This is a genomic window from Streptomyces acidiscabies (assembly GCF_020010905.1).
Classification (GTDB): Bacteria; Actinomycetota; Actinomycetes; order Streptomycetales; family Streptomycetaceae; genus Streptomyces; species Streptomyces acidiscabies.
Map to the genome: position 1 here is coordinate 3,102,049 of NZ_JAGJBY010000001.1, position 22,362 is coordinate 3,124,410.

At 71.0% G+C, this 22,362-nt stretch carries 18 protein-coding genes; 14 read left to right on the forward strand and 4 right to left on the reverse strand.

What is annotated here, in order from left to right; translation table 11 throughout:
- The first annotated feature begins 10 nt into the window (after positions 1-10).
- From J8M50_RS14460 to J8M50_RS14475, 4 genes are all read left to right on the forward strand, one after another.
- Positions 11-1,033 (forward strand): LacI family DNA-binding transcriptional regulator, encoded by a 1,023-nt coding sequence (locus tag J8M50_RS14460; RefSeq protein WP_010352422.1) that lies wholly within the window; start codon positions 11-13, stop codon positions 1,031-1,033.
- 197 nt (positions 1,034-1,230) lie between these two features.
- Positions 1,231-2,517: an ABC transporter substrate-binding protein gene (locus J8M50_RS14465; protein WP_010352421.1), complete on the forward strand. Its 1,287-nt coding sequence runs from the start codon at positions 1,231-1,233 to the stop codon at positions 2,515-2,517.
- A 1-nt stretch (position 2,518) separates the two neighbouring features.
- On the forward strand, positions 2,519-3,490 hold the full coding sequence (locus tag J8M50_RS14470) for a carbohydrate ABC transporter permease (RefSeq protein WP_010352420.1): 972 nt from the start codon (positions 2,519-2,521) through the stop codon (positions 3,488-3,490).
- Entirely contained in the window at positions 3,480-4,346 is an 867-nt protein-coding gene (locus J8M50_RS14475; protein ID WP_010352419.1) for a carbohydrate ABC transporter permease, read from the forward strand. Before J8M50_RS14470 ends, J8M50_RS14475 begins: the two co-directional genes overlap by 11 nt.
- On the opposite strand, the gene J8M50_RS14480 is transcribed toward J8M50_RS14475, so the two are convergent.
- The gene (locus tag J8M50_RS14480) at positions 4,279-5,865 is read right to left on the reverse strand and encodes an MFS transporter (RefSeq protein WP_010352418.1); all 1,587 of its coding nucleotides are present in this window, start codon (positions 5,863-5,865) and stop codon (positions 4,279-4,281) included. The genes J8M50_RS14475 and J8M50_RS14480 overlap by 68 nt on opposite strands.
- A gap of 204 nt (positions 5,866-6,069) precedes the next feature.
- Between J8M50_RS14480 and J8M50_RS14485 the strand changes: the two genes are divergently transcribed.
- Both J8M50_RS14485 and aac(3) read left to right on the forward strand, forming a co-directional pair.
- Positions 6,070-6,636 (forward strand): TetR/AcrR family transcriptional regulator, encoded by a 567-nt coding sequence (locus J8M50_RS14485; protein WP_010352417.1) that lies wholly within the window; start codon positions 6,070-6,072, stop codon positions 6,634-6,636.
- A gap of 276 nt (positions 6,637-6,912) precedes the next feature.
- Positions 6,913-7,761 carry an aminoglycoside 3-N-acetyltransferase gene (aac(3), locus tag J8M50_RS14490; protein ID WP_010352416.1) on the forward strand — a complete coding sequence of 283 codons (849 nt, stop codon included), beginning with the start codon at positions 6,913-6,915 and terminating at the stop codon, positions 7,759-7,761.
- 61 nt (positions 7,762-7,822) lie between these two features.
- On the opposite strand, the gene J8M50_RS14495 is transcribed toward aac(3), so the two are convergent.
- Together J8M50_RS14495 and J8M50_RS14500 are read right to left on the reverse strand one after the other, a co-directional pair.
- Positions 7,823-8,983 (reverse strand): hypothetical protein, encoded by a 1,161-nt coding sequence (locus J8M50_RS14495; protein ID WP_010352415.1) that lies wholly within the window; start codon positions 8,981-8,983, stop codon positions 7,823-7,825.
- The gene (locus J8M50_RS14500; RefSeq protein ID WP_010352414.1) at positions 8,980-9,921 is read right to left on the reverse strand and encodes a 5-dehydro-4-deoxyglucarate dehydratase; all 942 of its coding nucleotides are present in this window, start codon (positions 9,919-9,921) and stop codon (positions 8,980-8,982) included. Before J8M50_RS14500 ends, J8M50_RS14495 begins: the two co-directional genes overlap by 4 nt.
- Before the next feature lie 262 nt (positions 9,922-10,183).
- Between J8M50_RS14500 and J8M50_RS14505 the strand changes: the two genes are divergently transcribed.
- The 8 genes from J8M50_RS14505 to J8M50_RS14540 all read left to right on the forward strand — a co-directional run bounded on the left by J8M50_RS14505 (position 10,184) and on the right by J8M50_RS14540 (position 20,703).
- Positions 10,184-10,993, forward strand: a complete 810-nt coding sequence (locus J8M50_RS14505; protein ID WP_010352413.1) for an NAD-dependent epimerase/dehydratase family protein — start codon at positions 10,184-10,186, stop codon at positions 10,991-10,993.
- Between the two features lie 295 nt (positions 10,994-11,288).
- Positions 11,289-12,059 carry a DeoR/GlpR family DNA-binding transcription regulator gene (locus tag J8M50_RS14510; protein ID WP_029183669.1) on the forward strand — a complete coding sequence of 257 codons (771 nt, stop codon included), beginning with the start codon at positions 11,289-11,291 and terminating at the stop codon, positions 12,057-12,059.
- A gap of 70 nt (positions 12,060-12,129) precedes the next feature.
- Entirely contained in the window at positions 12,130-13,476 is a 1,347-nt protein-coding gene (locus J8M50_RS14515; RefSeq protein WP_010352411.1) for an ABC transporter substrate-binding protein, read from the forward strand.
- Positions 13,473-14,399 (forward strand): carbohydrate ABC transporter permease, encoded by a 927-nt coding sequence (locus J8M50_RS14520; protein WP_010352410.1) that lies wholly within the window; start codon positions 13,473-13,475, stop codon positions 14,397-14,399. The genes J8M50_RS14515 and J8M50_RS14520 overlap by 4 nt, the downstream gene beginning before the upstream one ends.
- Before the next feature lie 50 nt (positions 14,400-14,449).
- Positions 14,450-15,220, forward strand: a complete 771-nt coding sequence (locus J8M50_RS14525; protein WP_263303958.1) for a carbohydrate ABC transporter permease — start codon at positions 14,450-14,452, stop codon at positions 15,218-15,220.
- Between the two features lie 31 nt (positions 15,221-15,251).
- Entirely contained in the window at positions 15,252-16,244 is a 993-nt protein-coding gene (locus J8M50_RS14530) for a zinc-dependent alcohol dehydrogenase family protein (RefSeq protein WP_010352408.1), read from the forward strand.
- Positions 16,245-16,416: 172 nt separating this feature from the next.
- Positions 16,417-19,377, forward strand: coding sequence for a S8 family serine peptidase (locus tag J8M50_RS14535; RefSeq protein ID WP_100216718.1), 2,961 nt, complete (start codon positions 16,417-16,419; stop codon positions 19,375-19,377).
- A gap of 129 nt (positions 19,378-19,506) precedes the next feature.
- Entirely contained in the window at positions 19,507-20,703 is a 1,197-nt protein-coding gene (locus J8M50_RS14540) for a TerD family protein (protein ID WP_059044835.1), read from the forward strand.
- 271 nt (positions 20,704-20,974) lie between these two features.
- Here J8M50_RS14540 and J8M50_RS14545 read toward each other — a convergent pair whose 3' ends face one another.
- A complete protein-coding gene (locus J8M50_RS14545; protein ID WP_010355522.1) occupies positions 20,975-22,294 on the reverse strand; it encodes an MFS transporter in 1,320 nt (439 codons plus the stop codon).
- Positions 22,295-22,362 lie beyond the last annotated feature (68 nt).

A 22,362-nucleotide genomic window follows, 5' to 3' on the forward strand; every position in this document is an offset into this window, starting at 1 on the left:
AGAGCGACAGATGCCGCGTATCGAGCAGCCTGACGGCCGCAGCCGCCGGGCCACCATCCATGACGTGGCCCGGCTGGCGGGCGTCTCGCGGCAGACGGTCTCGCGCGCGGTCAACGACAAGGGCGAGATCGACCCGGCGACGAAGGAACGCGTCCTGGAGGCCGCCCGGTTGCTGGACTACCGGCCGAGCCGGTTCGCGCGCGGCATGGTCCGCAAGGGCGCGGTGACCGCCGGTCTGGTCATTCCCGACCTGATGAACCCGTTCTTCCCCGAGGTCGCCGCCGGGGTGCTGGAGGCCGCCGAGCAGCGCGGCTGGCAGGTCGTCGTCTGCGACACCCGCTCCGACGCCGTCCGCGAGCGCGAGGCGCTGGACATGCTGTCCCACCAGGCGGACGCGGTCGTCGGCTACTTCAAGAACGAGGACGACGTGCTGGCCCGCCACCTCGGCGGCGTACCCCTCGTGCTGCTCGAACGCGGCCCGCAGCAGACCCGGTTCGCGGCCGTCGGCATCGACGCGGCGGGCGGCCTCGAAGCCGGGATGGCGCACCTCGTCCGCGCGGGACACCGCCGTATCGGCATGCTGGACGGCGACCGCTCGCCCGGACCCGGACCCCGGCGGGAGGCGTTCCTCGCGGAGGCGCGGCGGCACGGGCTCGACCTCGACGAGCGGTGGGTCGTGCAGTGCCCCGAGCACAGCGTCGTCGGCGGCGAGGCGGGGATGGAGTGGCTGCTGGACGCGCACCACCCCGAGATGACGGCCGTGTTCGGGTTCAACGACCTGATCGCGGTCGGCGCGATGCGCACCGCGCGCCGGCGCGGGCTGACCGTCCCCGGCGATCTCGCGGTGCTGGGTTTCGACGGGCTGTCGCTCGGCACCCTCGTCGAACCCGCGCTCACCACCCTCGACCTGGACAAGCGCCGGCTCGGGAGGCTGGCGATCGAGCAGGTCGCGCGGCTGCTGGCGGGGGAGGAGCCGCTGTCCGGCGAGGACGCCTGGGTGACTCCCGAGCTGGTGGTGCGGGCCTCCGCCTGAGGGGGCTGCCCGGGATCCGTCCTGCTGACATGACGTCAGCACATAACCGTCGTACGTGTCTTGACACTGGTTTTCGGCCGCCCCAATACTCGACGGCAACGTTCCCGTGAACGTTCACGGGAACGTTCACGAGGGCATCGACATCGTTGTCTTCCCCGTCCCCGTAAAGCGAGCCGCGCGTGATGGAACACCGAACGATGTCCCGCAGACGCCTGCTGGGGGTCTCCCTCGGCGGCGTCGGCGGGGCCCTGCTGGGCCTGTCCGGCTGCGGGGCGAGCAGCGGCTCGGCCTCGGCCGGCACCGACCACCTGAGCCTGTGGTACTGGAAGGGCGCACTGAGCGAGAAGCTCCTCGCCACCGCCCGCAGCGCGGTCCCCGGCGTGCCGGGGCTGAAGGTGCGCGGCTCGCAGATGCCGTCCGGCGAGATCGACTCGAAGGTGCGCACCAGCCTCGCCGCCCGCGCCTACGTCCCCGACATCACCGTCGCGAACTCCGACAACCTCGCGACGTTCTTCCCCGACGAGCACGAGTTCCTCGACCTGCGGGACTACGGCGCGGAGAAGGTGCGGGGCCAGTACCTCGACTGGAAGTGGAAGAGCTGCTTCACCCCGTCGGGCCGCATGATCGGCTTCCCGCTCGACGCCGGTCCGACCGCGCTGTACTACCGCCGCGACCTGTTCCAGAAGGCGGGCATCGCGTACGAACCCGCCGACGTGGCCCGGGAGTTGTCGACCTGGGAGAAGTACATCGAGGCCGGCAGGAAGCTGCGCGCCGGGAACGGGCCGTACCTGGTCAGCAACATCGGCAACGTCTTCCAGCAGGCGATGCTCCAGAGCACCAAGCAGTTCGTCGACTCCGACAACCGCTTCATCGGCGACCAGGCACACGTACGCCGCGCCTGGGACACCGCCGTAGAGATCCTCAAGCAGGGCCTCGCCGCCCGGATCTCCGACGGCACCCCCGACTACAACGCGGCGATGAACGACAGCCGCATCGCCACCATGACGACGGCGGTGTGGGCGATCAACGGCCTCAAGGACACCGCGCCGAAGTCGTCCGGCCTGTGGCGGCTGACGACGATGCCCAACGGCCCTGCCAATTACGGCGGTTCGTACATGACGCTGACCCGCTACTGCCGGGAGCCGGAGCGCGCGTTCGCCTTCCTGGCCTGGCTGCTCAGCCCGGCCAACCAGCTCAAGTCCTACCAGGAGTCGGCCCTGTTCCCCACCACCCCGGCCGCCTACGCGAACCCCGCGATGCACGAGGCCGACCTCTTCTTCGGCGGCCAGCGGCCCATCGACGTCTTCGGTCCGGCGGCGCAGAAGGCACCGGTCCTCTACTTCAGCCCCTACGAGGAGACCGCCAACACGCCGTTCTTCCAGGAGCTGACCAACGTCCAGACGCTCGGCAAGAACCCCGAGCGCGCCTGGCGGGACGCCGTCAGCAGCGCCGAGTCCGCGCTCGTCAGAGTGGGGGTGAGCTGACATGGCCGCAGTCGCCGAACGGGCCGCCCAGAAACGGCCGTTGGTCCGCCGTACGTCGTCCACCGCGCCCGGCGGGCGGCGGCGGCACCTCGGGCCGTGGCTCGCCATCGCGCCGTTCTACGTGCTGTTCGCCGTCTTCGGGGCGTTCCCCGTCGTGTTCTCGCTGTACCTGTCCTTCCAGGACTGGGACGGGATCGGGAGCATGCGGTTCGTGGGGCTCCAGCAGTACGGATGGCTGCTCCAGGACTCAGTGTTCTGGCACTCGGTGCTCAACACCTTCGAGATCTGGCTCCTGTCGACGGTGCCGATGCTGTTCCTGGCGCTGGTGCTCGCGTTCCTGCTGCACTCGCAGGTGCGGTTCGGCGGGGCGCTCAAGGTCGCGTACTTCATCCCCAACGTGACCTCGATGGTCGCGATGACGATCGTCTTCGGGTCGGTGTTCGCGCAGACCGGTCTCCTCAACTCGGGCCTGAAGTCGGTGGGGTTGGACGGGGTCGGCTGGCTGTCCTCCGAGTGGGGGATCAAGTCGGCGATCTCGCTGATGATCATCTGGCGGTGGATCGGCTACAACGCGCTGATCTTCCTCGCCGGGATCCAGGCCATCCCGACCGAGCACTTCGAGGCGGCGCGGATGGACGGCGCCAACAGCTGGCAGACCCTCTTCCGGGTCGTCGTACCGCAGTTGAGGCCCGTGATCCTGTTCGCGGCGGTCACCTCCACCATCAACGGGCTCCAGATCTTCACCGAGTCGCAGGTGCTGTTCCAGACCGACGACGTCGGGACGCTGGGCGGGCCGGGTCAGGAAGGGATGACCATCGTGCTGTACCTGTGGGAAAAGGCCTTCAAGGACCACCAGTTCGGGTACGGCGCCGCGATGGGGTGGGTGCTGTTCGCGATCATCGCGGTGTTCACGATCGTCAACTGGCGTCTGGTGTCCGGGCGTCGGGACGGGGGGCCGCGCCGTGGCCGCTGACGAGAGGCAGAGCGCGGGGCTCGCGATCGGCTCCGGCAGCCGGGTCACCCGGATCGCCGTCCGCGTCGTCCTGCTGCTGGGTGTGCTGGTCTCGCTGTTCCCCTTCTACTGGCTGGTGGTGATGGCGTCCGGCACGACGCAGGACATCTACCGCTATCCGCCGAAGCTGGTGCCGGGGCCGCATCTCCTCGACAACATGAAGCGGGTCGTCGACTCCGTGGATTTCTTCGGGTCGTTGTTCAACACGGTCGTCGTCGCGGTCGTCGGTACGGCGCTGGTGCTGTTCTTCGACTCGCTCGCCGCGTTCGCCTTCGCCAAGTACGACTTCCCGGCGAAGCGGTTCATGTTCGGCATGCTGCTGATGACGTACATGATCCCGGCCCAACTCTCCCTCGTGCCGCAGTTCGTGACGATGGCGGAGTTCGGGTGGGCCGGGTCGCTCAAGGCGCTCATCGTCCCCGGCGCGGCCAACGCGTTCGGCATCTTCTGGATGCGGCAGTACGCGGAGAACTCGCTGCCGGACGAACTGCTGGACGCCGGACGCATCGACGGGGCCGGGTTCTTCCGGCTGTACTGGAAGATCGCGCTGCCGATGTTCCGGCCGGCGCTGGCGTTCCTCGGGATCTTCACGTTCATCGGGCTGTGGAACGAGTACATCTGGCCGCTGGTCGTGATGATCGACCCCGAGAAGGTGACCTTGCAGGTGGCGCTGGCGAACCTCAACGTCCTTTACCAGGCGGACTATTCGCTGGTGATGGCCGGGGCGCTGATGAGTGTGGTGCCGCTGATCATCGTGTTCCTGATCGGGGCGCGGCACTTCCTGCGGGATCTGGCGGCGGGGGCGACGAAGATGTGACGGACGGGTGCGGGGCGGCTCCCGGTCGAGTGACGGCTTCCGGGGGCACGGTGGCTTGCGATGGTGCGCCGGCTTCCGGTGACGCGGTGGGCTGCGGCGGTGCAACGGCCTGCGGTGGCGCGGGAGTTCGAGGGGTACGGAGCACCAGCGCCACCGTCAGCAGCGCCGCGAGCGAGATCAGCGCGCCCGCCCCGAACGCGTGGGAGGCACCCTCGGTGAGGATCTCGCCGGGGGTGCCTCTCGCGTCGCGGGCGGCGGTGCCGTACACCGTGACCAGCACGGTGAGTCCCACGGTGCCGCCGAGCCACTGGCACGTCTGGAGCAGCCCCGACGCCGAACCGGCCTCGTGGGGACGGACGTTGGCGAGGATCGTCGCGTTCAGCGGCATCAGGCACAGGCCGATCCCGAGGCCGGTGAGCAGCAGGGGGCCGAGCAGTCCCGCCGCGTAGCCGTCGCCGGGTTCGATGCGCCAGAGCCACGTCGCCGACGCGGTCAGCAGGGCCGTACCGGTCAGCATGAGCGGCTTCGCGCCGAGGCGGGCGAGGAGGCGGGGGACGTAGCGGACCGTCGTGAACAGCGCGACGGTCATCGGCAGGAAGGCGAACCCCGTCCTCAACGGGCTGTAGTGCAGCGCCTGTTGGCTGATCAGCGTGAGGAAGTAGAACGCGCCGAACATCCCGGCGGGCATCAGCATCACCCCGGCGTACGCGCCCGCGCGGTTGCGGTCGGCCAACAGCCGCAGCGGCATGAGGGGTTGAGCGGCCCGTGCCTCGACGAGCGTGAAGCAGCAGAGGAGTACGGCCGCCGCGGCGAACGCGGCGAGGGTCGTGCCGTGCGTCCACCCCCGCTCCGACGCCTCGATGAACCCGTACACCAGCGACGTCGTGCCGAGGGTTCCTGCGAGGGCGCCCTTGATGTCCAACTCGCTTTTGTGGCACGGGGTTTCGGGGACGTACCGGGGGAGTGCGGCGACGATCGCCGCGCCGACGGGGACGTTGATCAGCAGGGCCCAGCGCCAGGACGCCCACGAGGTGAGCATGCCGCCGAGCACCAGGCCGACCGATGCGCCGATGCCCGCGGTCGAGGAGTAGACGCCGAGCGCGTGGTGGCGGCGCGGGCCGTCCGGGAACGTGCTCGTGATCAGGGCCAGGGTGCTCGGGGCGGTGAGGGCGGCGCCGATGCCTTGCAGTGCGCGGGCGACGAGGAGCCAGGTGCCGTCGGGCGCGAGTCCGCCGAGCAGGGAGGCGCCGGTGAAGACCAGGACGCCGAGGGTGAGGGTGCGGCGCCTGCCCAGGAGGTCCCCGGTCCGGCCACCCAGAAGGAGTAACCCGCCGAACGCGAGGGTGTAGGTGTTGAGGACCCAGGAGAGGGTGGTGTCCGTGAAGTCGAGGTCCTGCCGGATGGCGGGGAGGGCGACGTTCATGACGGTGGCGTCGACGCCGACCATCAGGTACGCGGCGACGATCACGAGCAGGACGGCGCCCGGTGGGGGCGCGGGTTCGGGGGACGGGGTGGACATGGGGTGCTCCCTGTCTGGTGTCCTCGGGGTGGAGTGGTGGAGCATGCGGGCAGCGCGGTGTGCCGGTCGCCGTGTCGCTCCGGGGTAACCGGGGACTGTCCCCGGTTAGTGCTGGACAAAATACGGAGAGAGTCCCCGCTTCGCAAGGAGCCGGTGGGCGTGTGGGACGAGGAGTGGCCGTATGGGGTCGCAAGGAGTTGCTGGATGACGCAGGTCAAGCCCATGCGCGCGGACGCCCGCCGCAATTACGAACGGCTCCTGAAAGCCGCCGCCGAGGCCTTCGCCGAGCACGGGGAGTCGGCGTCCCTCGACGACATCGCCAAGCGGGCCGGCGTCGGCTCCGGCACGCTCTATCGCCATTTCCCCACGCGCCAGGCGCTGTTGGAGGCGGCGTACGTCGATCACATCGAGGCGCTCGCGCTGCGGGCGGACGCCCTCGGCGCGGAACTCCCGCCGGGGGAGGCGTTGGAGGAGTGGCTCCATGAACTCTGTGTCGGGACCAATCAAGTCCGGGGGATGAAGGCGCTGTTGGGCTCCGCCGTGACCGACGGGAGTGTCGCCGCGGTGAGCGTGTGCGGGACGCGGATGAAGGAGGCTGCGGGGAGGCTTGTCGAACGGGCCCAGGAGGTGGGGGTGTTGCGGGGGGATGTGTCGACCGTGGATGTGCTGCGGTTGGCGCATGGGGTGGCTACGGCGGCGGAGTTGGGGCAGGGGGATGGGGGGGAGGTGCGGCGGTATGTGGGGGTGTTGGTGGCGGGGTTGAAGGGGTAGGGGTGCGGGCGTAGGGGGAGGCCCGCAGGGGAGGGGTGTGCGTGGCCTCCGGGGTTGGGAGGGGCTGCGGGCGGAGGCCGGGGTGAGGCTCAGGGCATGCGTGGCCTCCGAGGCGAGAGGGGTTATGGGCGGAGGCCGGGGCGAGGCTCAGGGTGTGCGTGCCTCCGGGGCGAGAGGAGTTGTGGGCGGAGGCCGGGGTGCGCGTTGTGGGCGGTGGTTCGAAATCGCCCTCGGTGTAAGGGAGTTCGGCCGGCCCCGGGGGATAGGTTCGTGACCATGGACGAGATGGCCCTGCTGAAGCGCTCCGGCGGCCCCGTGACCCGTACCCGGCTCAGTCGCGACCTGGCCGCGCTCGGCCTCGCCGCCGGTGACGTCGTCATGTTCCACACCCGCATGTCCGCGCTCGGCTACGTCGCGGGCGGGCCCGAGACGGTGATCGGCGCGCTCCAGGACGTCGTCGGGCCGCACGGGACCCTCATGGTGACCTGCGGCTGGAACGACGCGCCCCCGTACGAGTTCGTCACCTGGCCCCAGGAGTGGCAGGACGCCCTGCGCGCGGAACACCCCGCGTACGACGCCGAGTCGAGCGAGGCCGATCACAACAACGGGCGGCTGCCCGAGGCGTTGCGCCGTCGGCCCGGAGCCGTACGCAGCCGCCACCCCGACGCCAGTTTCGCGGCCCTGGGCGCGGCGGCGGACGCCCTGATGTCCGACCACCCCTGGAACGACCCCCACGGCCCCGACAGCCCCCTCGCCCGGCTCGTCGCCCACACCGGCCGCGTACTCCTCCTCGGCGCTCCCCTGGACACCCTGACCCTGCTGCACCACGCGGAGGCCCTCGCCGAGGCCCCCGGCAAGCGGTACGTCGACTACGAACAGCCGCTCCTGGAGGACGGCCGCCGCGTCTGGCGCCGCTTCCACGACATCGACTCGGAGGAGGGGGCGTTCGACTACTCGACGGTGGTCCCCGAGGGCGCGGAACCGTTCGAGGTCATCGCGCGGGACATGCTGGCGGCGGGGATCGGGCGACGGGGGTGGGTCGGCGCGGCGGAGAGCTATCTGTTCGAGGCGGGGGAGACGGTCACCTTCGCGCGCGCGTGGATCGAGGGGAAGTTGGCGGGGTAGGCGGGTGCCGGGGAGAGGCTCGCCCGCCCCAGCCCGCCGTTCCTGATGCTCGCCCCCACCCTCAACGCGCAGCCAACACCCCCCGAGTGACCTCCAGATCCGCATCCGACGCCAACCCCGCGTGATACAGCCGAATCTCCGTCGCCCCCAGCCCCCGCGCGCGGGCGACATCCGCCGCGAGATCCCCAGGTCGGCCCCCCATCCCGGAGACGATCCCGAAGTTCGCCGCGATGACCGCCTCCTGGCCGGTCTCCGCGAACGGCGGCAGGAGTTCCGGCCCGCCCGCGCAGGGGACGACGACGCCGTCCGCGACCGAGAGGATGTGTGCGGGGTCGACGCCCGGGTTCGCTCCTACGTGGTACGTCGCCGGGTCGGCGTGCAGCAGGATCTGGAAGCCCGCCGGGGCCGCTGCGCGGACGGCGTGAACAGCGGCCTCCTGGAGCGTGCGGGCCCGTTCGTCGCGCCACGCGCGCGTGACGGCGGCGTACGTCTCGCCGAGGAGCTTCTCGACGCCCGACCAGCTGTTGTCGTCCGGCGCGCCCTTCCACAGCGGCTCCAGAGCCCGGCGTACGGCGGCGGCGAGCGCCTCGGGGTCGGCGCCGTGCCCGGCGTACCCCTCACGGCAGACGGCGCAGAAGCACAGGGCCATCAAGTACATCCCCGCGTCGCCCAGCGGCACGCCGCCCGTCTTGTCGTGGGCGTGCAGGTGCTGGAGCCCGTACCAGCCGAGGGACTCCAGCTCGGTGCCGGCGGCGCCGGGGCGTACGGCGGCCTCGGCGGCGAGGTCGATCAGGTACGCGCGCGTGTCGGGCTGCGCGATGCAGGGCGCCCAGGGGTAGCGGTCGCCGTACGCGTTGACCACGGAGATGGACGGGTGCTCGGCGCCCAGGCGGGAGTTGTGCGCGAGGACGACCCACGTGTGGATCTCCAGGCCGGCGACGGAGAGGGCCTGCGCGGCCTCTGAGAAGGCCTCTCCGGGGGCCCAGGACCCGGCGGGGTACGGGCGGAGGGTCCGGCCCTCCCAGCGCGCGTCAGGGCCGTACAGGACCGCCGCGTGCTCGGCGGTGACGATGCGGTGCCGGGGATGACGGGGCGTCAGGGCGCGTGTCGAGTGGTACGCGGCGGCCAGCGTCACCTGCTCCACACCGAGGGAGGCGATCCGGGCGGGGGCCCCGGGATCGCCGTTGACGTCCCAGGGGTAGACGAACGTGGACGCCTTCACTTGCCCTCCTCCAGCAGCGCGTGCCCGCGCTCGATCAACTGCGCGAGCTGCTTCACATGATCCTCGGCCGGTTCGTGCAACGGCGGCCGGACCTCGCCGACGTCCAGCCCGCGCATGCGCACGGCGGCCTTGACGAGCGAGACGGCGTACCCGCGCCCCTGCGCGCGCAGTTCGACGTACGGCCGGAAGAACCCGTCGAGCAGACGGTTCACGGTGACGTCGTCGCCCTCACGCAGCGCGCGGTGGAACGCGCCCGCGATCTCGGGCGAGAAGCAGAACACGGCGGACGAGTACAGCGTGACGCCCAGCGCGCGGTACGCGAGCTGCGTCTGCTCGGCGGTCGGCAGCCCGTTGAAGTACAGGAAGTCGCCGGGGACCTCACTGCGCACGGCGCTGACGATGCGCTGCATCAGGTCGAGGTCGCCGAGCCCGTCCTTGAGGCCGACGACGCCCTCCGTGCGCGCGAGTTCGACGACCGTCCCGGGCGTGAACACCGCGTTGTCGCGCTGGTAGACGATCACCGGGAGCGGCGTCGCTGCGGCCACCTCGCGGTAGTGCCGCAACAGCCCTTCCTGCCCGGCGACGACCAGGTAGGGCGGCAGGACGAGCAGCCCGTCGGCGCCCGCCTCGTGCGCCACACGCGCGTACCGGACGGCGAGCCGCGTCCCGTACCCCGCGCCCGCGACGACCGGGACGCGCCCGGCGGTCTCCTCGACGGCCGTGCGCACGCACGCCTCGAACTCGTCCAGGTCGAGCGCGTGGAACTCCCCGGTGCCGCAGCACGCGAAGACGGCCGCCGCACCGGCGTCGACCCCCGCGCGTACGTGCGCGCGGAAGGCGTCGAGGTCGAGGGAGCCGTCCCGGCCGTAGGCGGTGACGGGGAAGAAGAGGGGCCCGGTGGGGGCGCTCAGACGGTCGGCGAGAGGGGCGGTCGGCACGGGCTCTCCCTGGCGGTCGGGCGACCGCAGAGGGAACGCGGTCACGCTTCTGATCGACGTACATATTTATGAACACGACCACCCTAAGGAGCCCTGTCGCGGCGGGTCAAGCGCGCGGAGGTGTCCTCGAAAGCGGAATTCCCGCCTTCGTGCCCCCTTGACGGGACACGGCGGGAAACTTAGCTTGTCCAAGCATGTGAATATTGATCACGCATGCGCCCACGTGCCCGCGCAATGAACACGCAATCGAGGAGACCCGAGGATGCCCGCTCCGCGCACCGTCCTGCTCACCGGCGCCGCCGGTGGCCTCGGCACCCTGATGCGGGACCTGCTCCCGGAGTACGGCTACGACCTGCGCTCGCTCGACCTCGTCCCGGTCGACGGGGACCCCGGCGCGATCACCGCCGACCTCACCGACCGCGACGCCCTCAAAGAAGCCGTACGGGGTGTCGACGCGATCGTCCACCTCGCGGGCATCTCCCTGGAATCCTCGTTCGAGAAAATCCTCAGGGCAAACATCGAGGGCACCTACAACCTGTACGAGGCCGCCCGCGCGGAGGGCGTGCGCAGGATCGTCTTCGCCTCCTCGAACCACGTCCTCGGCTACACCCCGCGCCCGCGCGAGGGCGACCCGCTGATCCCGGTCGACACACCGCGCCGCCCCGACACGTTCTACGGCCTGTCGAAGTCCTTCGGCGAGGACCTGGCGCAGCTCTACTGGGACCGGCACGGCCTGGAGACCGTCTCCGTGCGCATCGGCTCCTGCTTCGCCGAACCCACCTCCGTACGGATGCTGTCGATCTGGCTGAGCCCCGCCGACGGCGCCCGCCTCTTCCACGCCGCGCTGACCGCCGAGAACGTCGGCCACACCGTCGTGCACGGCTCGTCCGCGAACACGCGCCTGTGGTGGGACCTCACCTCCGCGCGGGCGCTGGGCTACGACCCGCAGGACGACTCCGAGCCGTACGCCGAGAAGCTGATCGCCGAGCAGGGGGAGCTCCAGGAGGGCAACGAGGCGCACGCGTACCTCGGCGGCGGCTTCGTGACGGACCCGCCGATCTGGCCGTACTGACCCCCCCCACGGGATCATGCGGGCGGGCACCGAACGGGCCCGCCCGCAGCCCTTCCGGGCACCGGCCCTGCCCGAACCGCCCCTGCCGCGCAGGTCCGTGCGGGCACGCGCGCGGCGAAACGGGCCCGAACGGGCCGCATCCGCCGTGTGACGGACCTGTTCAGCGCCCCACGCCGCCGGTAGAACTTCCCCCGAGAGCCCGAACGGGCCCCGCGACCCCCTGATGGGCCGTCAAGGGCCCTGAGGGGCTGCTGTGGGCCCGAACGGGCACCGAGGGTATTCGGAGGTGGTGGACGTGGATCCGAGGACCGCAGAGGAGCGTCAGCGCGAGATCGTCCGCGTCGCCCGCGCCACCGGCTCCGTGGACGTCACCGCCCTCGCCGCCGACCTGGGCGTCGCCAAGGAGACCGTACGGCGCGACCTGCGCGCCCTGGAGGACCACGGCCTGGTCCGCCGCACCCACGGCGGCGCCTACCCCGTCGAGAGCGCCGGCTTCGAGACGACCCTCGCGTTCCGCGCGACCAGCCACCTCCCCGAGAAACGCCGCATCGCCGCCGCCGCTGCCGGACTCCTCGGCGACGCCGAGACCGTCTTCGTCGACGAGGGCTTCACCCCGCAGCTCATCGCCGAAGCCCTGCCCCGCGACCGCGCACTGACCGTCGTCACCGCCTCCCTCCCCGTCGCGGGCGCGCTCGCGCAGGATGGCAACATCTCCGTCCTGCTGCTCGGCGGGCGCGTACGCGCGGGGACGCTCGCCACCGTCGACCACTGGACGACGAAGATGCTCGCCGGGTTCGTCGTCGACCTCGCCTACCTCGGCGCCAACGGCATCACGCGCGAGCACGGGCTCACCACGCCCGACCCGGCCGTCGGCGAGGTCAAGGCACAGGCCGTACGCGCCGCGCGCAGGGTCGTCTTCACCGGGGTGCACGCCAAGTTCGGGGCGGTGAGCTTCTGCCGGTTCGCCGAGGTGGGGGCGGTGGAGACGATCGTGACGAGTACGGCGCTGTCGGCGGGCGAGGCGCATCGGTACTCGCTGATGGGACCGCAGGTCATGCGGGTGTGAAAAACCAACTCGGTCGAGTTCGGAAAGCCGACTCAGTTCATACGAAAAATCAACCCTTAGGGAGCGTCCCATGCGCATCCCCGGCAAGAGGGCCGCGCTGTCCGCTGTCACCCTCCTCCTCCTGACCGGCTGCTGGACCGGCGCCGGCGGCTCCGGTTCCGGCGGTGACTCCATCAACGTCCTGATGGTCAACAACCCCCAGATGACCGAACTCCAGAAACTCACCCCCGGCCACTTCACCAAGGCGACCGGCATCAAGGTCAACTTCACCGTCCTCCCCGAGAACGACGTCCGCGACAAGATCAGCCAGGACTTCGCCAACCAGGCCGGCCAGTACGACGTCGCGACCCTCTCCAACTACGAGATCCCCATCTACGCCCGCAACGGCTGGCTCCACCCCATGGACACCTACCTCGCGAACGACCCGGCGTACGACGAGAAGGACGTCCTCGCCCCGATGCGCGAGTCCCTCACCGGCGACGACGGCAAGCTCTACGGGCAGCCCTTCTACGGCGAGTCGTCCTTCCTGATGTACCGCAAGGACGTCCTCGCCGCCCACAACCTCACGATGCCCGCCCACCCCACCTGGACCCAGGTCGCCGACCTCGCCGCGAAGCTCGACGGCGCCGACCCCGGCATGAAGGGCATCTGCCTGCGCGGCCTCCCCGGCTGGGGCGAGGTCATGGCCCCCCTCACGACCGTCGTCAACACCTTCGGCGGCACCTGGTTCGACAAGGACTGGAAGGCCCGCCTCGACTCCCCGGAGTGGGAGAAGGCCGTCTCGTTCTACGTCGGCCTCGTCCGCGACCACGGCGAGTCCGGCGCCGCCCAGTCCGGGTTCGCCGAATGCCTCAACAACATGACCCAGGGCAAGACCGCCATGTGGTACGACGCCACCTCGGCGGCCGGCTCCCTGGAGGCCGACGGCTCCCCGGTGAAGGGAAAGATCGGCTACGCCCCCGCCCCCGTCGAGAAGACCGACGCCTCCGGCTGGCTCTACACCTGGGCCTGGGGCATGGAGAAGGCGTCCCACAACGCCGACAAAGCCTGGAAGTTCATCTCCTGGGCGTCCGGCAAACAGTACGAGCAGCTCGTCGGCGAACAGATCGGCTGGGCCAACGTCCCGGCGGGCAAACGCGGTTCGACGTACGCCTACCCCCAGTACCGCCAATCCGCCGCCGCCTTCCAGGAGATGACCCGCGCGGCCATCGAGGCGGCCAGCCCGAACGACCCCGGCGTCCAGCAACGCCCCGCGCCCGGCATCCAGTTCGTCGGCATCCCCGAATTCACCGACCTGGGCACCAAGGTCTCGCAGGAGATCAGCGCGGCGATCGCGGGCCGCCAGTCCGTCGACTCGGCGCTGCGCAAGGCCCAGCGGCTCGCCGAACAGGTCTCCGAGGAGTACGAGGGACGATGACCGCCACAACTGTGCTGAGCACGAAGCCGGTTCGCGTACGGAACGCCTCCCGCATGAGGGCCTGGGCCACCCGCGCGCCGCTGCTCCCCGCCCTGGTCTTCATGATCGTCGTCACCCAACTGCCGTTCGTGGCGACCGTGGTGATCTCCTTCTTCGACTGGAACGCCCTCTACCCCGACGCCCGCCACTTCACCGGCTTCGACAACTACCAGCAGGTCCTGACCGATTCGGACCTCCGCCACTCCGTGTGGACAACCGTCCTGCTGACAGCGGCTGTTGTGATGGCCAGCCTCCTTCTCGGCCTCGCGCTGGCCCTGTTGCTCGACCGCCGCTTCAGGGGCCGGGGCGTCGTCCGCACCCTGCTCATCGCGCCGTTCCTGGTCGTGCCGGTGGCCGCCGCGCTGCTGTGGAAGCACGTCCTCTACAACCCCGAATACGGCCTGCTGAACGGCCTGTTGCACTACGTCGGCGGCCCTCAACCCGACTGGATCTCGAACACCCCGCTGCTCGCCGTAGAGGCCGCGCTCGTGTGGCAGTGGACGCCGTTCATGATGCTGATCCTGCTCGCCGGGCTCCAGAGCCGCGACCGCGAACAGATCGAGGCCGCCCGCGTCGACGGCGCCGGGGACTGGCAGGTGTTCCGGCATCTCACGCTGCCGCACCTGCGCCGCTACCTCGAACTCGGCGCGCTGCTCGGCTCGATCTACATCGTGCAGAACTTCGACGCCGTCTTCACCATCACCTCCGGCGGCCTCGGCACCGCCAACCTCCCCTACACCGTGTACCAGAGCTTCTACCAGGCCCACGAGAACGGGCTCGCCTCGGCCGCCGGTGTCCTCGTCGTCATCGGCTCGCTGATCATCGCCACGCTCGCGCTGCGCGTGGTGTCGTCCCTGTTCCGCGAGGAGGTGTCGCGCGCGTGAACGCCGTACGCAGCAAGGGACTCGGGCTTCTCGCCTGGGTCCTCGGGATCATGTTCTTCCTGCCGATCGCGTGGATGGCGCTGACGTCGTTCCACTCCGAGAGCGACGCGGCGACCAACCCGCCTTCCTTCACCGCCGCGTTGACGCTCGACGGCTACCGCGACTTCTTCGGCGTCGGCGGCGGGGCGAGCCCTTGGCCCTCGCTGATCAACTCGGCGGTGGCGTCGGTGAGTTCGACGCTGCTGGTGCTCCTGCTCACACTGCCCGCCGCGTACGCGCTGTCGATCCGGCGGGTGCGCAAGTGGACCGACGTCCTGTTCTTCTTCCTGTCGACGAAGATGCTGCCGGTCGTCGCCGGGCTGCTGCCCATCTACCTGTTCGCCAAGAACACCGAACTGCTGGACAACATCTGGCTGTTGGTCCTGCTCTACACGTCCATGAACCTGCCGATCGCCGTGTGGATGATGCAGTCGTTCCTGTCCGAGGTGCCGGTCGCGGTGATCGAGGCCGCCCGGGTCGACGGGGCGCGGCTGCCGACGGTGCTGCTGCGGGTCGTCGCGCCGATCGCGCTGCCCGGGATCGCGGCAACCGCCTTGATCTGCTTCATCTTCAGCTGGAACGAGCTGCTGTTCGCGCGGGTGCTGACCGGGGTCGTCGCCGAGACCGCGCCCGTCTTCCTCACCGGGTTCATCACCAGCCAGGGGCTGTTCCTCGCGAAGGTGTGCGCCGCGTCGCTCGTCATCTCGCTGCCGGTGCTGGCGGCGGGGTTCGCGGCGCAGGACAAGCTTGTCCAGGGGCTGTCGCTGGGGGCCGTCAAGTGAACGCTCGTGCAACGGAGTTGGGAGACCCGCTATGAAGGCCGCCGTCATCGAGTCCGTGGGCCGCGCCGTCGTCACCGAGGTCCCCGACCCGACACCAGGACCCCGCGAGGTCGTCGTGGAGGTCGCCGCCTGCGGCCTGTGCGGCACCGATCTGCACATCCTCCAGGGCGAGTTCGCGCCCAGCCTGCCGATCGTGCCGGGCCACGAGTTCGCGGGCGAGATCGTCGAAACCGGCTCCCAGGTCACCGAGTTGGCGATCGGCGACCGGGTCGCCGTGGACCCCTCCCTGTACTGCCACGAGTGCGCGTACTGCCGTACCGGCCACAACAACCTCTGCGAACGCTGGGCCGCGATCGGCGTCACCACGGCCGGGGGAGCGGCCCGCTACGCCCTCGCCCCGGCCGCCAACTGCGTACGCCTGCCGGACCATGTACGCACCCAGGACGCGGCGCTCGTGGAGCCGCTGTCCTGCGCGGTACGCGGGTACGACGTGCTCCGGGCCCGCCTCGGCGCGCACGTCCTGATCTACGGCTCCGGGACGATGGGGCTGATGATGCTGGAGCTGGCCAAGCGGACGGGCGCGGCGAGCGTGGACGTCGTCGATGTCAACCCGGCGCGGCTGGAGACGGCGAGGCTGCTCGGCGTCGCCAAGGCAGCCGAAAACGCTGATGAGTTGGAGCGTCCCCAGGGCTGGGACATCGTGGTCGACGCGACCGGCAACGCGGCGGCGATCCAGGACGGGCTGGAGCGGGTCGCGAAGGCGGGCACGTTCCTCCAGTTCGGCGTCGCCGACTACGCGACGCGGGTCACCGTCGACCCGTACCGCATCTACAACCAGGAGATCACCATCACCGGTTCGATGGCCGTCCTGCACAGCTTCGAGCGGGCGGCGGAGCTGTTCGCGGGCGGGGTGCTCGACCCGGACGTGTTCATCAGCGACCGGCTGCCGCTGGAGCGGTACCCGCAGGCGCTGGAGCAGTTCGCGAAGGGTGTGGGGCGCAAGGTCGTCGTGGTGCCCCGGTAGAGGTTCAGCAGGCGCCATTCCCTTTCGGGCCGCACCGTGTGCACCATGAACCGCCAACCGCCGCACGGCTGTTGACACCGTCCCGAACGACTCGCGGCAGGGGCGACGACGACCTCCCGCCCCTGTCCTTGTCTGTCTCCTTTGTCTTCTTCCTTGTCTCTGGGGGGACTTCATGAACCGAAGACCAGCGACGGTCGGCGTGTCCGTCGCCGCCCTGCTCCTGGCCGCCGCACCCTTCGCGGCGCCAACTGCCGCGGCGGACACGGCAGATGCCCCGGCCTCCATATCCGGCCGCTATCTCGTCACCCTCACCGATCAGCCGATCGCCACCTACGACGGCGGCGTCGACGGCATCCCCGCGACCAAGCCGGACGCGGGCGAGAAGGTCGACGTCACCACCGACGAGGCCCGCCGCTACCGCACCCACCTCGTCGACGAGCAGAACGCGGCGGCGAAGAAGGTCGGCGCGAAGGTCGCCCACCACTACTCCGTCACCACCAACACCTTCTCCGCAAAGCTGACTCCGGCCCAGATCCTGAAGCTCGCCGCGACCAAGGGCGTCATCTCCGTGACCCCCGACCGGATCCACAAGGCGACCGACGACAAGAACTCCGTCGACTACCTGCACCTGTCGGGCCGCAAGGGACTCTGGTCGGCGCTCGGCGGAACCGCCAACGCCGGCAAGGGCGTTGTCATCGGCGACCTCGACACCGGCATCTGGCCCGAGAGCACCTCCTTCGCCGCGCCCGCCCTCACCGCGGCCAAGCCCCCGGCCTGGGACAAGTACCGCCCCTACCTGAGGGGTACGACGACCGTCATGCGCAAGACGGACGGCGCGACCTTCACCGGGACCTGCGAGACGGGCGAGGAGTTCACGGCCGCCGACTGCAACCGCAAGGTGATCAGCGCCCGCCAGTACGGCGACGCCTGGCGCGAGTGGGTGCCCGAGGCCAACCGCGAGGACTACATGTCCCCGAGGGACGGCGGCGGCCACGGCTCGCACACCGCCTCCACGGCGGCCGGCAACACGAACGTGCCCGCCTCGATCGACGGCCGGTCCTACGGCAAGATCTCCGGCGTCGCCCCGGGCGCGGCCATCGCTGTCTACAAGGTGCTGTGGGAGAGCAAGGACGGCACCCAGTCCGGCGGTCTGACCAGCGACATCGTCGCCGCGATCGACCAGGCGACCGCCGACGGCGTCGACGTCATCAACTACTCGATCGGCAGCGACTCCGAGTCCCCGGTGGACGACCCGATCCAGATAGCGTTCCGCAACGCCGCCGCGGCCGGCGTCTTCATCTCCACCTCCGGCGGCAACGCGGGCCCCGGCGCGAGCACGCTGGACAACATCGCGCCGTGGACGACGACCGTCGCCGCGAGCACGATCGAGCCGTACAAGGGCACGGTCGTCCTCGGCAACGGCGAGCGCTACACCGGCATCAGCACGACGCTGACGGGTACGGTCGGCCCCGCGCCGCTCGTCCGCTCGACGGCCGTGAAGAACGCGGGCGCGAGCGCCACCGACGCCGCGATCTGCGCCCCCGGCACACTCGATCCGGCGCTGGCGGCGGGCAAGCTCGTCGTCTGCGACCGGGGCGTCGTCGACCGGGTCGCCAAGTCCGCCGAGGCCAAGCGCGCCGGCGCCGTCGGCATGGTCCTCGTCAACGTCTCCCAGGGCAGCACCGACGGCGACTCGCACAGCCTGCCGACGGTGCACCTCAACATCCCGGACTCCACCGCCGTCCGCACCTACGCGGCGGGCGCGGGCGCGACGGCGTCCCTCGTCGTCGGCGGCGCGGACATCGCCTTCCCGCAGGTCGCCGGGTTCTCCTCGCGCGGACCCTCGCTCCAGAACAACGGCGACGTCCTCAAGCCGGACATCTCCGCGCCGGGCGTGACGATCCTCGCGGCCGTCGCCCCGCCGTCCAACCGGGGCCACGACTTCGACTTCTACTCCGGTACGTCGATGTCGGCGCCGCACATCACCGGGCTCGCCGCGATCTACCTCGCGCTGCACCCCAAGTGGTCGCCCATGGCGATCAAGTCGGCGATGATGACGACCACGACACCCACCCTGACGCCCGAGGGCAAGCCCAGCGAGGACGTCTTCGCGCAGGGCGCCGGCGAGGTCTCCGCGTGGGGCATGCTGCGGCCCGGCCTCGTCTACGACTCCTCCGAGCGCGACTGGCTGCGCTACCTGGAGGGCCTCGGCATCGACACCGGCACGGGCGCGAAGCCGATCGACGCCAGCGACCTGAACTCGGCGTCCATCGCCGTCGGCGACCTCGTCGGCAGCCAGACCGTGACCCGTACGGTCACCGCCGTCACGCCGGGCGTCTACCGGGCCTCCGTCGACCTGCCGGGCGTCAAGGCGACCGTCAAGCCGTCCACCCTGCGGTTCACCCGGCCGGGTGAGCGCAAGACGTTCACCGTGAAGCTCGACGTCACCTCCGCACCCCTCGGGGTCGCCGACACCGGGTCGCTGACCTGGACGTCCGGCCGTACGTCCGTCCGCAGCCCGATCGTCGTCACCCCGCAGGCCGTCCGCGCACCCGCGCGGGTGACCGGTACGGGCGCCGCCGGGCAGGTCGCCTACCAGGTGACCTCGGCCGCCACCGCGTTCACCGCGACGCCCACCGGGCCGGTCTCCGCCGCGCCCGAGAGCGGGACGCTGACCGGGGCCGACGAGGTCGACTACCTGCCGGCCGTGCCGGCCGGGGCCAAGGCCGCCGAGATCACTGTCAAGTTCGGGGCGACGACCGGGGTCGTCGGGTTCGTGTACGGGCGGATCGTCGACGGACAGCTCGTCGACTCCGCCGTCGCGCTGCCCGACGCGCAGGGCGTCGCGAACGTCGTGCTGACGAAGCCGGAGGCGGGGACCTACCTCGTCGCCGTCATCCAGGAGGCCGGGGCGAGCACTCCGGGGACGACGCCGTACACGTACCAGGTGAACGTGGTCGGGGGCGGTTCGGTTCCCGCTGGGTCACTTTCCGTGACGCCCGCCTCGGCGACCACCACTCCGGGGGCGCCGGTGAACGTGACGGCCGCCTGGTCCGGGGTCGGCACGGGCGCCCGGTCCACCGGATGGGTCGAGTACGCGAGCGGCGCGGGGACGGTGGTCAGCCTGAACTGAGGCTCCGTCCTTGAGCGAGGGTGGCCCTCGGCCGTCAGGCCTGGGGCCACCCGTTCGAGTGAAGACCGGACGGGAGAGCGGGTAAGGGAACGGCAAAGAGGTCTCGTTCGTTCACCCGGCATGACCGCTATGACCCCCGGCTCGAACATCCCCCTCCCCGTCGCGAGAGTGACGGTGGACGTCACCGCGCCCGTGCGGCTCGACGTGTCGGGCCTGCTGCTCACCGCCGACGGCAAGGTGCGCTCGGACGACGACTTCATCTTCTACAACCAGCCGAACGGCCCGGGGGTGACGTACCGCTCCGGCGGCGGCTCCGCGCCCGACGCGATCGTCGTCGACACGGCCGCGATCCCGCCCGGCATCGAGAAGATCGTCGTCACCGCCAGCCCCGACGCGGCGGGCCAGACCTTCCAGGGCATCGAACCGACGGCGACGATCCGGAGCGCCGACGACAACGGCGCCATCGCCTCGTTCACCCCGCCCCAGCTCGGCGCCGAGACCGCCCTCGTCATCGTCGAGATCTACCTCCGCAACGGCGCGTGGAAGGTCCGCGCGGTGGGACAGGGGTACGCCAACGGCCTCGCGGGCATCGCGACGGACTTCGGGGTGACGGTCGAGGAACCGGCGCCCACGCCGGTGTCCACGCCCACGCCCGCGCCCGTGGCGCCCGCCCCCGCGCGGGCCGTCGCCTCGACCCCGCCGCCCGCCGCCGCGCCCCCGATGCCGGCCACGCCGCCGCCCGGCGCCGGGAAGATCAACCTCGACAAGGGGCGCGTCAGCCTCCAGAAGAACCAGACCGTGTCCCTGGTCAAGGGCGGCCAGCCGCTCCTCTCCCAGGTCAAGATGGGTCTCGGCTGGGAACCGGCGTACCGCAGCCGCGACATCGACCTCGACGCGTCCGTCATCGCCTACGGGCCGCAGCGCAACCACGTCGACAGCTGCTACTTCGGCAAGCTGTCCATCCTCGGCGGCGCGATCAAGCACTCCGGCGACAACCTCACGGGCGAGGGCGGCGGTGACGACGAGGTGATCGTCGTCGACCTCGGCCGCATCCCGCAGGACGTCACCGGCCTCGTCTTCACCGTGAACTCCTTCTCCGGCCAGAAGTTCACGGAGGTCGCCAAGGCGTACTGCCGCCTCATCGACGCGGCGACCGGCGAGGAACTGGTCCGCTTCGACCTGACCAGCGCGGAGGCGCAGACGGGGGTGATGATGGCGAAGCTCGTCCGGCAGTTCACGGGCGAGTGGGAGATGACCGCGATGGGCGAGTTCGTGAAGGCGCGGACGGTCCGGAACATGGTGAAGCCGGCGGGGCAGGCGCTGTAGGGGGGGCCGGTACCGGGCGACTCCTGCATCGGGCGGGGCGACTCCTGCGAGGGCGCGCAGGAGGTCGCCCGCCGCCCCGCTCCGCGCGCTCGCTCGGTCGGGTGAACCCTCCGCCCAACAGGGCCGTCGCGTGATCGACGCCCCTACGGTGAACGGGTGAGCGCTCCCTCGCCCGCTTCAACTCCGGCCGGGTGGGCGTGAGTTCACCGGGGAGCGGATCCGGTCGGTGGACGGAACGCGGAGAACTCGCCCTGGTGGGAGCGTGATTGCTCTACTCCCTTTGCCGCGTTGGCCGTTCATCGTCGCCGCCCCGCAGCAACAGCGACCCCACCGCCAGCCACGTCACCCCGAGGACGACCAACACCGGCCGCTGGTCGACCAGTTCGACCAGGCCCGCGCCCACCCCGAAGCCGATCACGTTCGGCGCGTACACCAGTGTGTTCGCCGTGGCCACCGTCCGGCCCAGCACCGCGTCCGGCGTCTCCCGCTGTACGGCCGTCAGCGCGGCGATGAGGACGCACGGCAGCCCCGCCCCGATCGCCGCGCTGGACAGCAGCGCGATGCCGTCCGACGGCACCGCCCGCAGCGCCACCGCGACGGCCGTCACGCCGATCCCCCACGCCGCGAACCTCCGCTCCCCGAGCCACCGCAGGGCCCGCCCCGACAGCAGCCCGACACTCACGGAACCGGCCCCCTGCACGGCGTACAACACCCCGGCGTACGAGGGGGAGTGGCCCAGCCGGTCGATCACCGCGTAGAGCAGGGCACCGTTCAGCCCGGCGCACAGCATGGAGAAGCCGCCCGCGAGGACGAGGGGCCGCAGGCGGGGGTGGGCCCAGAGGTGGCGGGCGCCCTCGGAGGCGTGCAGGCGCGTGGCTCGCTCTGTCTGCCGGCGAGGTGAGCGTGCCGTGCCCCGCGCCCGCGTGAGAAGCGAACCCACCGCTCCGCCCGCCCGCCTCCACACCGAACCCTCAACGGCCTTTTCCCGCACCGGCCTTGAGCCCTGATCCTCCGAACTCCCGCCTCGCAGCCCCGCGTACACCCCCGCCGCCAGCACGAACGTCGCCGCGTCCAGCAGCACCACCGCCGGTCCGCCGTACACCGTGTACAACCCCGCCCCCACGAGCGGCGACACCAGCTTCATGCCCTCGGTGATCGCCATCCGCAGCCCGTTGAAGTCGCCGAGCAGGGACGCCGGGAGGGTGTTCGCGACGAGCGCCGCCTCGGCGGCGTCGTTGACGACGCCGGTCGCGCCGTACACGAGGAGGACGCCGAGGACGAGCCAGACGAGGCCGGGGGAGTCGACGGTGACCAGGACCGGCAGGAGCGCGGCGAGGAAGAGGCTGGAGGCGATGAGGAGGGGCCGGCGCGGGAAACGGTCCGCGAGCGCGCCGAGCAGCGGCCCCGCGAGCGTCGGCGCCCACATCGCCAGCAGGCACAGCGCCGCGAGCCCGTCGGACCCGGTGAGGTCCTTGACCCAGACGCCGGAGACCAGCCAGAGCGCCGAGGTCCCGAACCCGGAGACCACGACGCCGGTGAGGTAGAGGGCCGCGTCACGATCCCGCAGGAGGGCCCGGGTGGTTGTCGTCATGCCTGGTCATCGTGGGTCTAAGGAGGGGGGTACGACATCGGGCATCAGCCTTAGGTACGACGCCGAGG

What these genes read in the sequence shown, in the direction of transcription:
- J8M50_RS14460 (WP_010352422.1), top strand. Translation starts at nt 11, where the DNA reads ATGCCGCGTATCGAGCAGCCTGACGGCCGCAGCCGCCGGGCCACCATC.
- J8M50_RS14465 (WP_010352421.1), top strand. Translation starts at nt 1,231, where the DNA reads ATGTCCCGCAGACGCCTGCTGGGGGTCTCCCTCGGCGGCGTCGGCGGG.
- J8M50_RS14470 (WP_010352420.1), top strand. Translation starts at nt 2,519, where the DNA reads ATGGCCGCAGTCGCCGAACGGGCCGCCCAGAAACGGCCGTTGGTCCGC.
- J8M50_RS14480 (WP_010352418.1), bottom strand. Translation starts at nt 5,865, where the DNA reads ATGTCCACCCCGTCCCCCGAACCCGCGCCCCCACCGGGCGCCGTCCTG.
- J8M50_RS14485 (WP_010352417.1), top strand. Translation starts at nt 6,070, where the DNA reads ATGACGCAGGTCAAGCCCATGCGCGCGGACGCCCGCCGCAATTACGAA.
- J8M50_RS14505 (WP_010352413.1), top strand. Translation starts at nt 10,184, where the DNA reads ATGCCCGCTCCGCGCACCGTCCTGCTCACCGGCGCCGCCGGTGGCCTC.
- J8M50_RS14515 (WP_010352411.1), top strand. Translation starts at nt 12,130, where the DNA reads ATGCGCATCCCCGGCAAGAGGGCCGCGCTGTCCGCTGTCACCCTCCTC.
- J8M50_RS14520 (WP_010352410.1), top strand. Translation starts at nt 13,473, where the DNA reads ATGACCGCCACAACTGTGCTGAGCACGAAGCCGGTTCGCGTACGGAAC.
- J8M50_RS14525 (WP_263303958.1), top strand. Translation starts at nt 14,450, where the DNA reads ATGTTCTTCCTGCCGATCGCGTGGATGGCGCTGACGTCGTTCCACTCC.
- J8M50_RS14530 (WP_010352408.1), top strand. Translation starts at nt 15,252, where the DNA reads ATGAAGGCCGCCGTCATCGAGTCCGTGGGCCGCGCCGTCGTCACCGAG.
- J8M50_RS14535 (WP_100216718.1), top strand. Translation starts at nt 16,417, where the DNA reads ATGAACCGAAGACCAGCGACGGTCGGCGTGTCCGTCGCCGCCCTGCTC.
- J8M50_RS14540 (WP_059044835.1), top strand. Translation starts at nt 19,507, where the DNA reads ATGACCCCCGGCTCGAACATCCCCCTCCCCGTCGCGAGAGTGACGGTG.
- J8M50_RS14545 (WP_010355522.1), bottom strand. Translation starts at nt 22,294, where the DNA reads ATGACGACAACCACCCGGGCCCTCCTGCGGGATCGTGACGCGGCCCTC.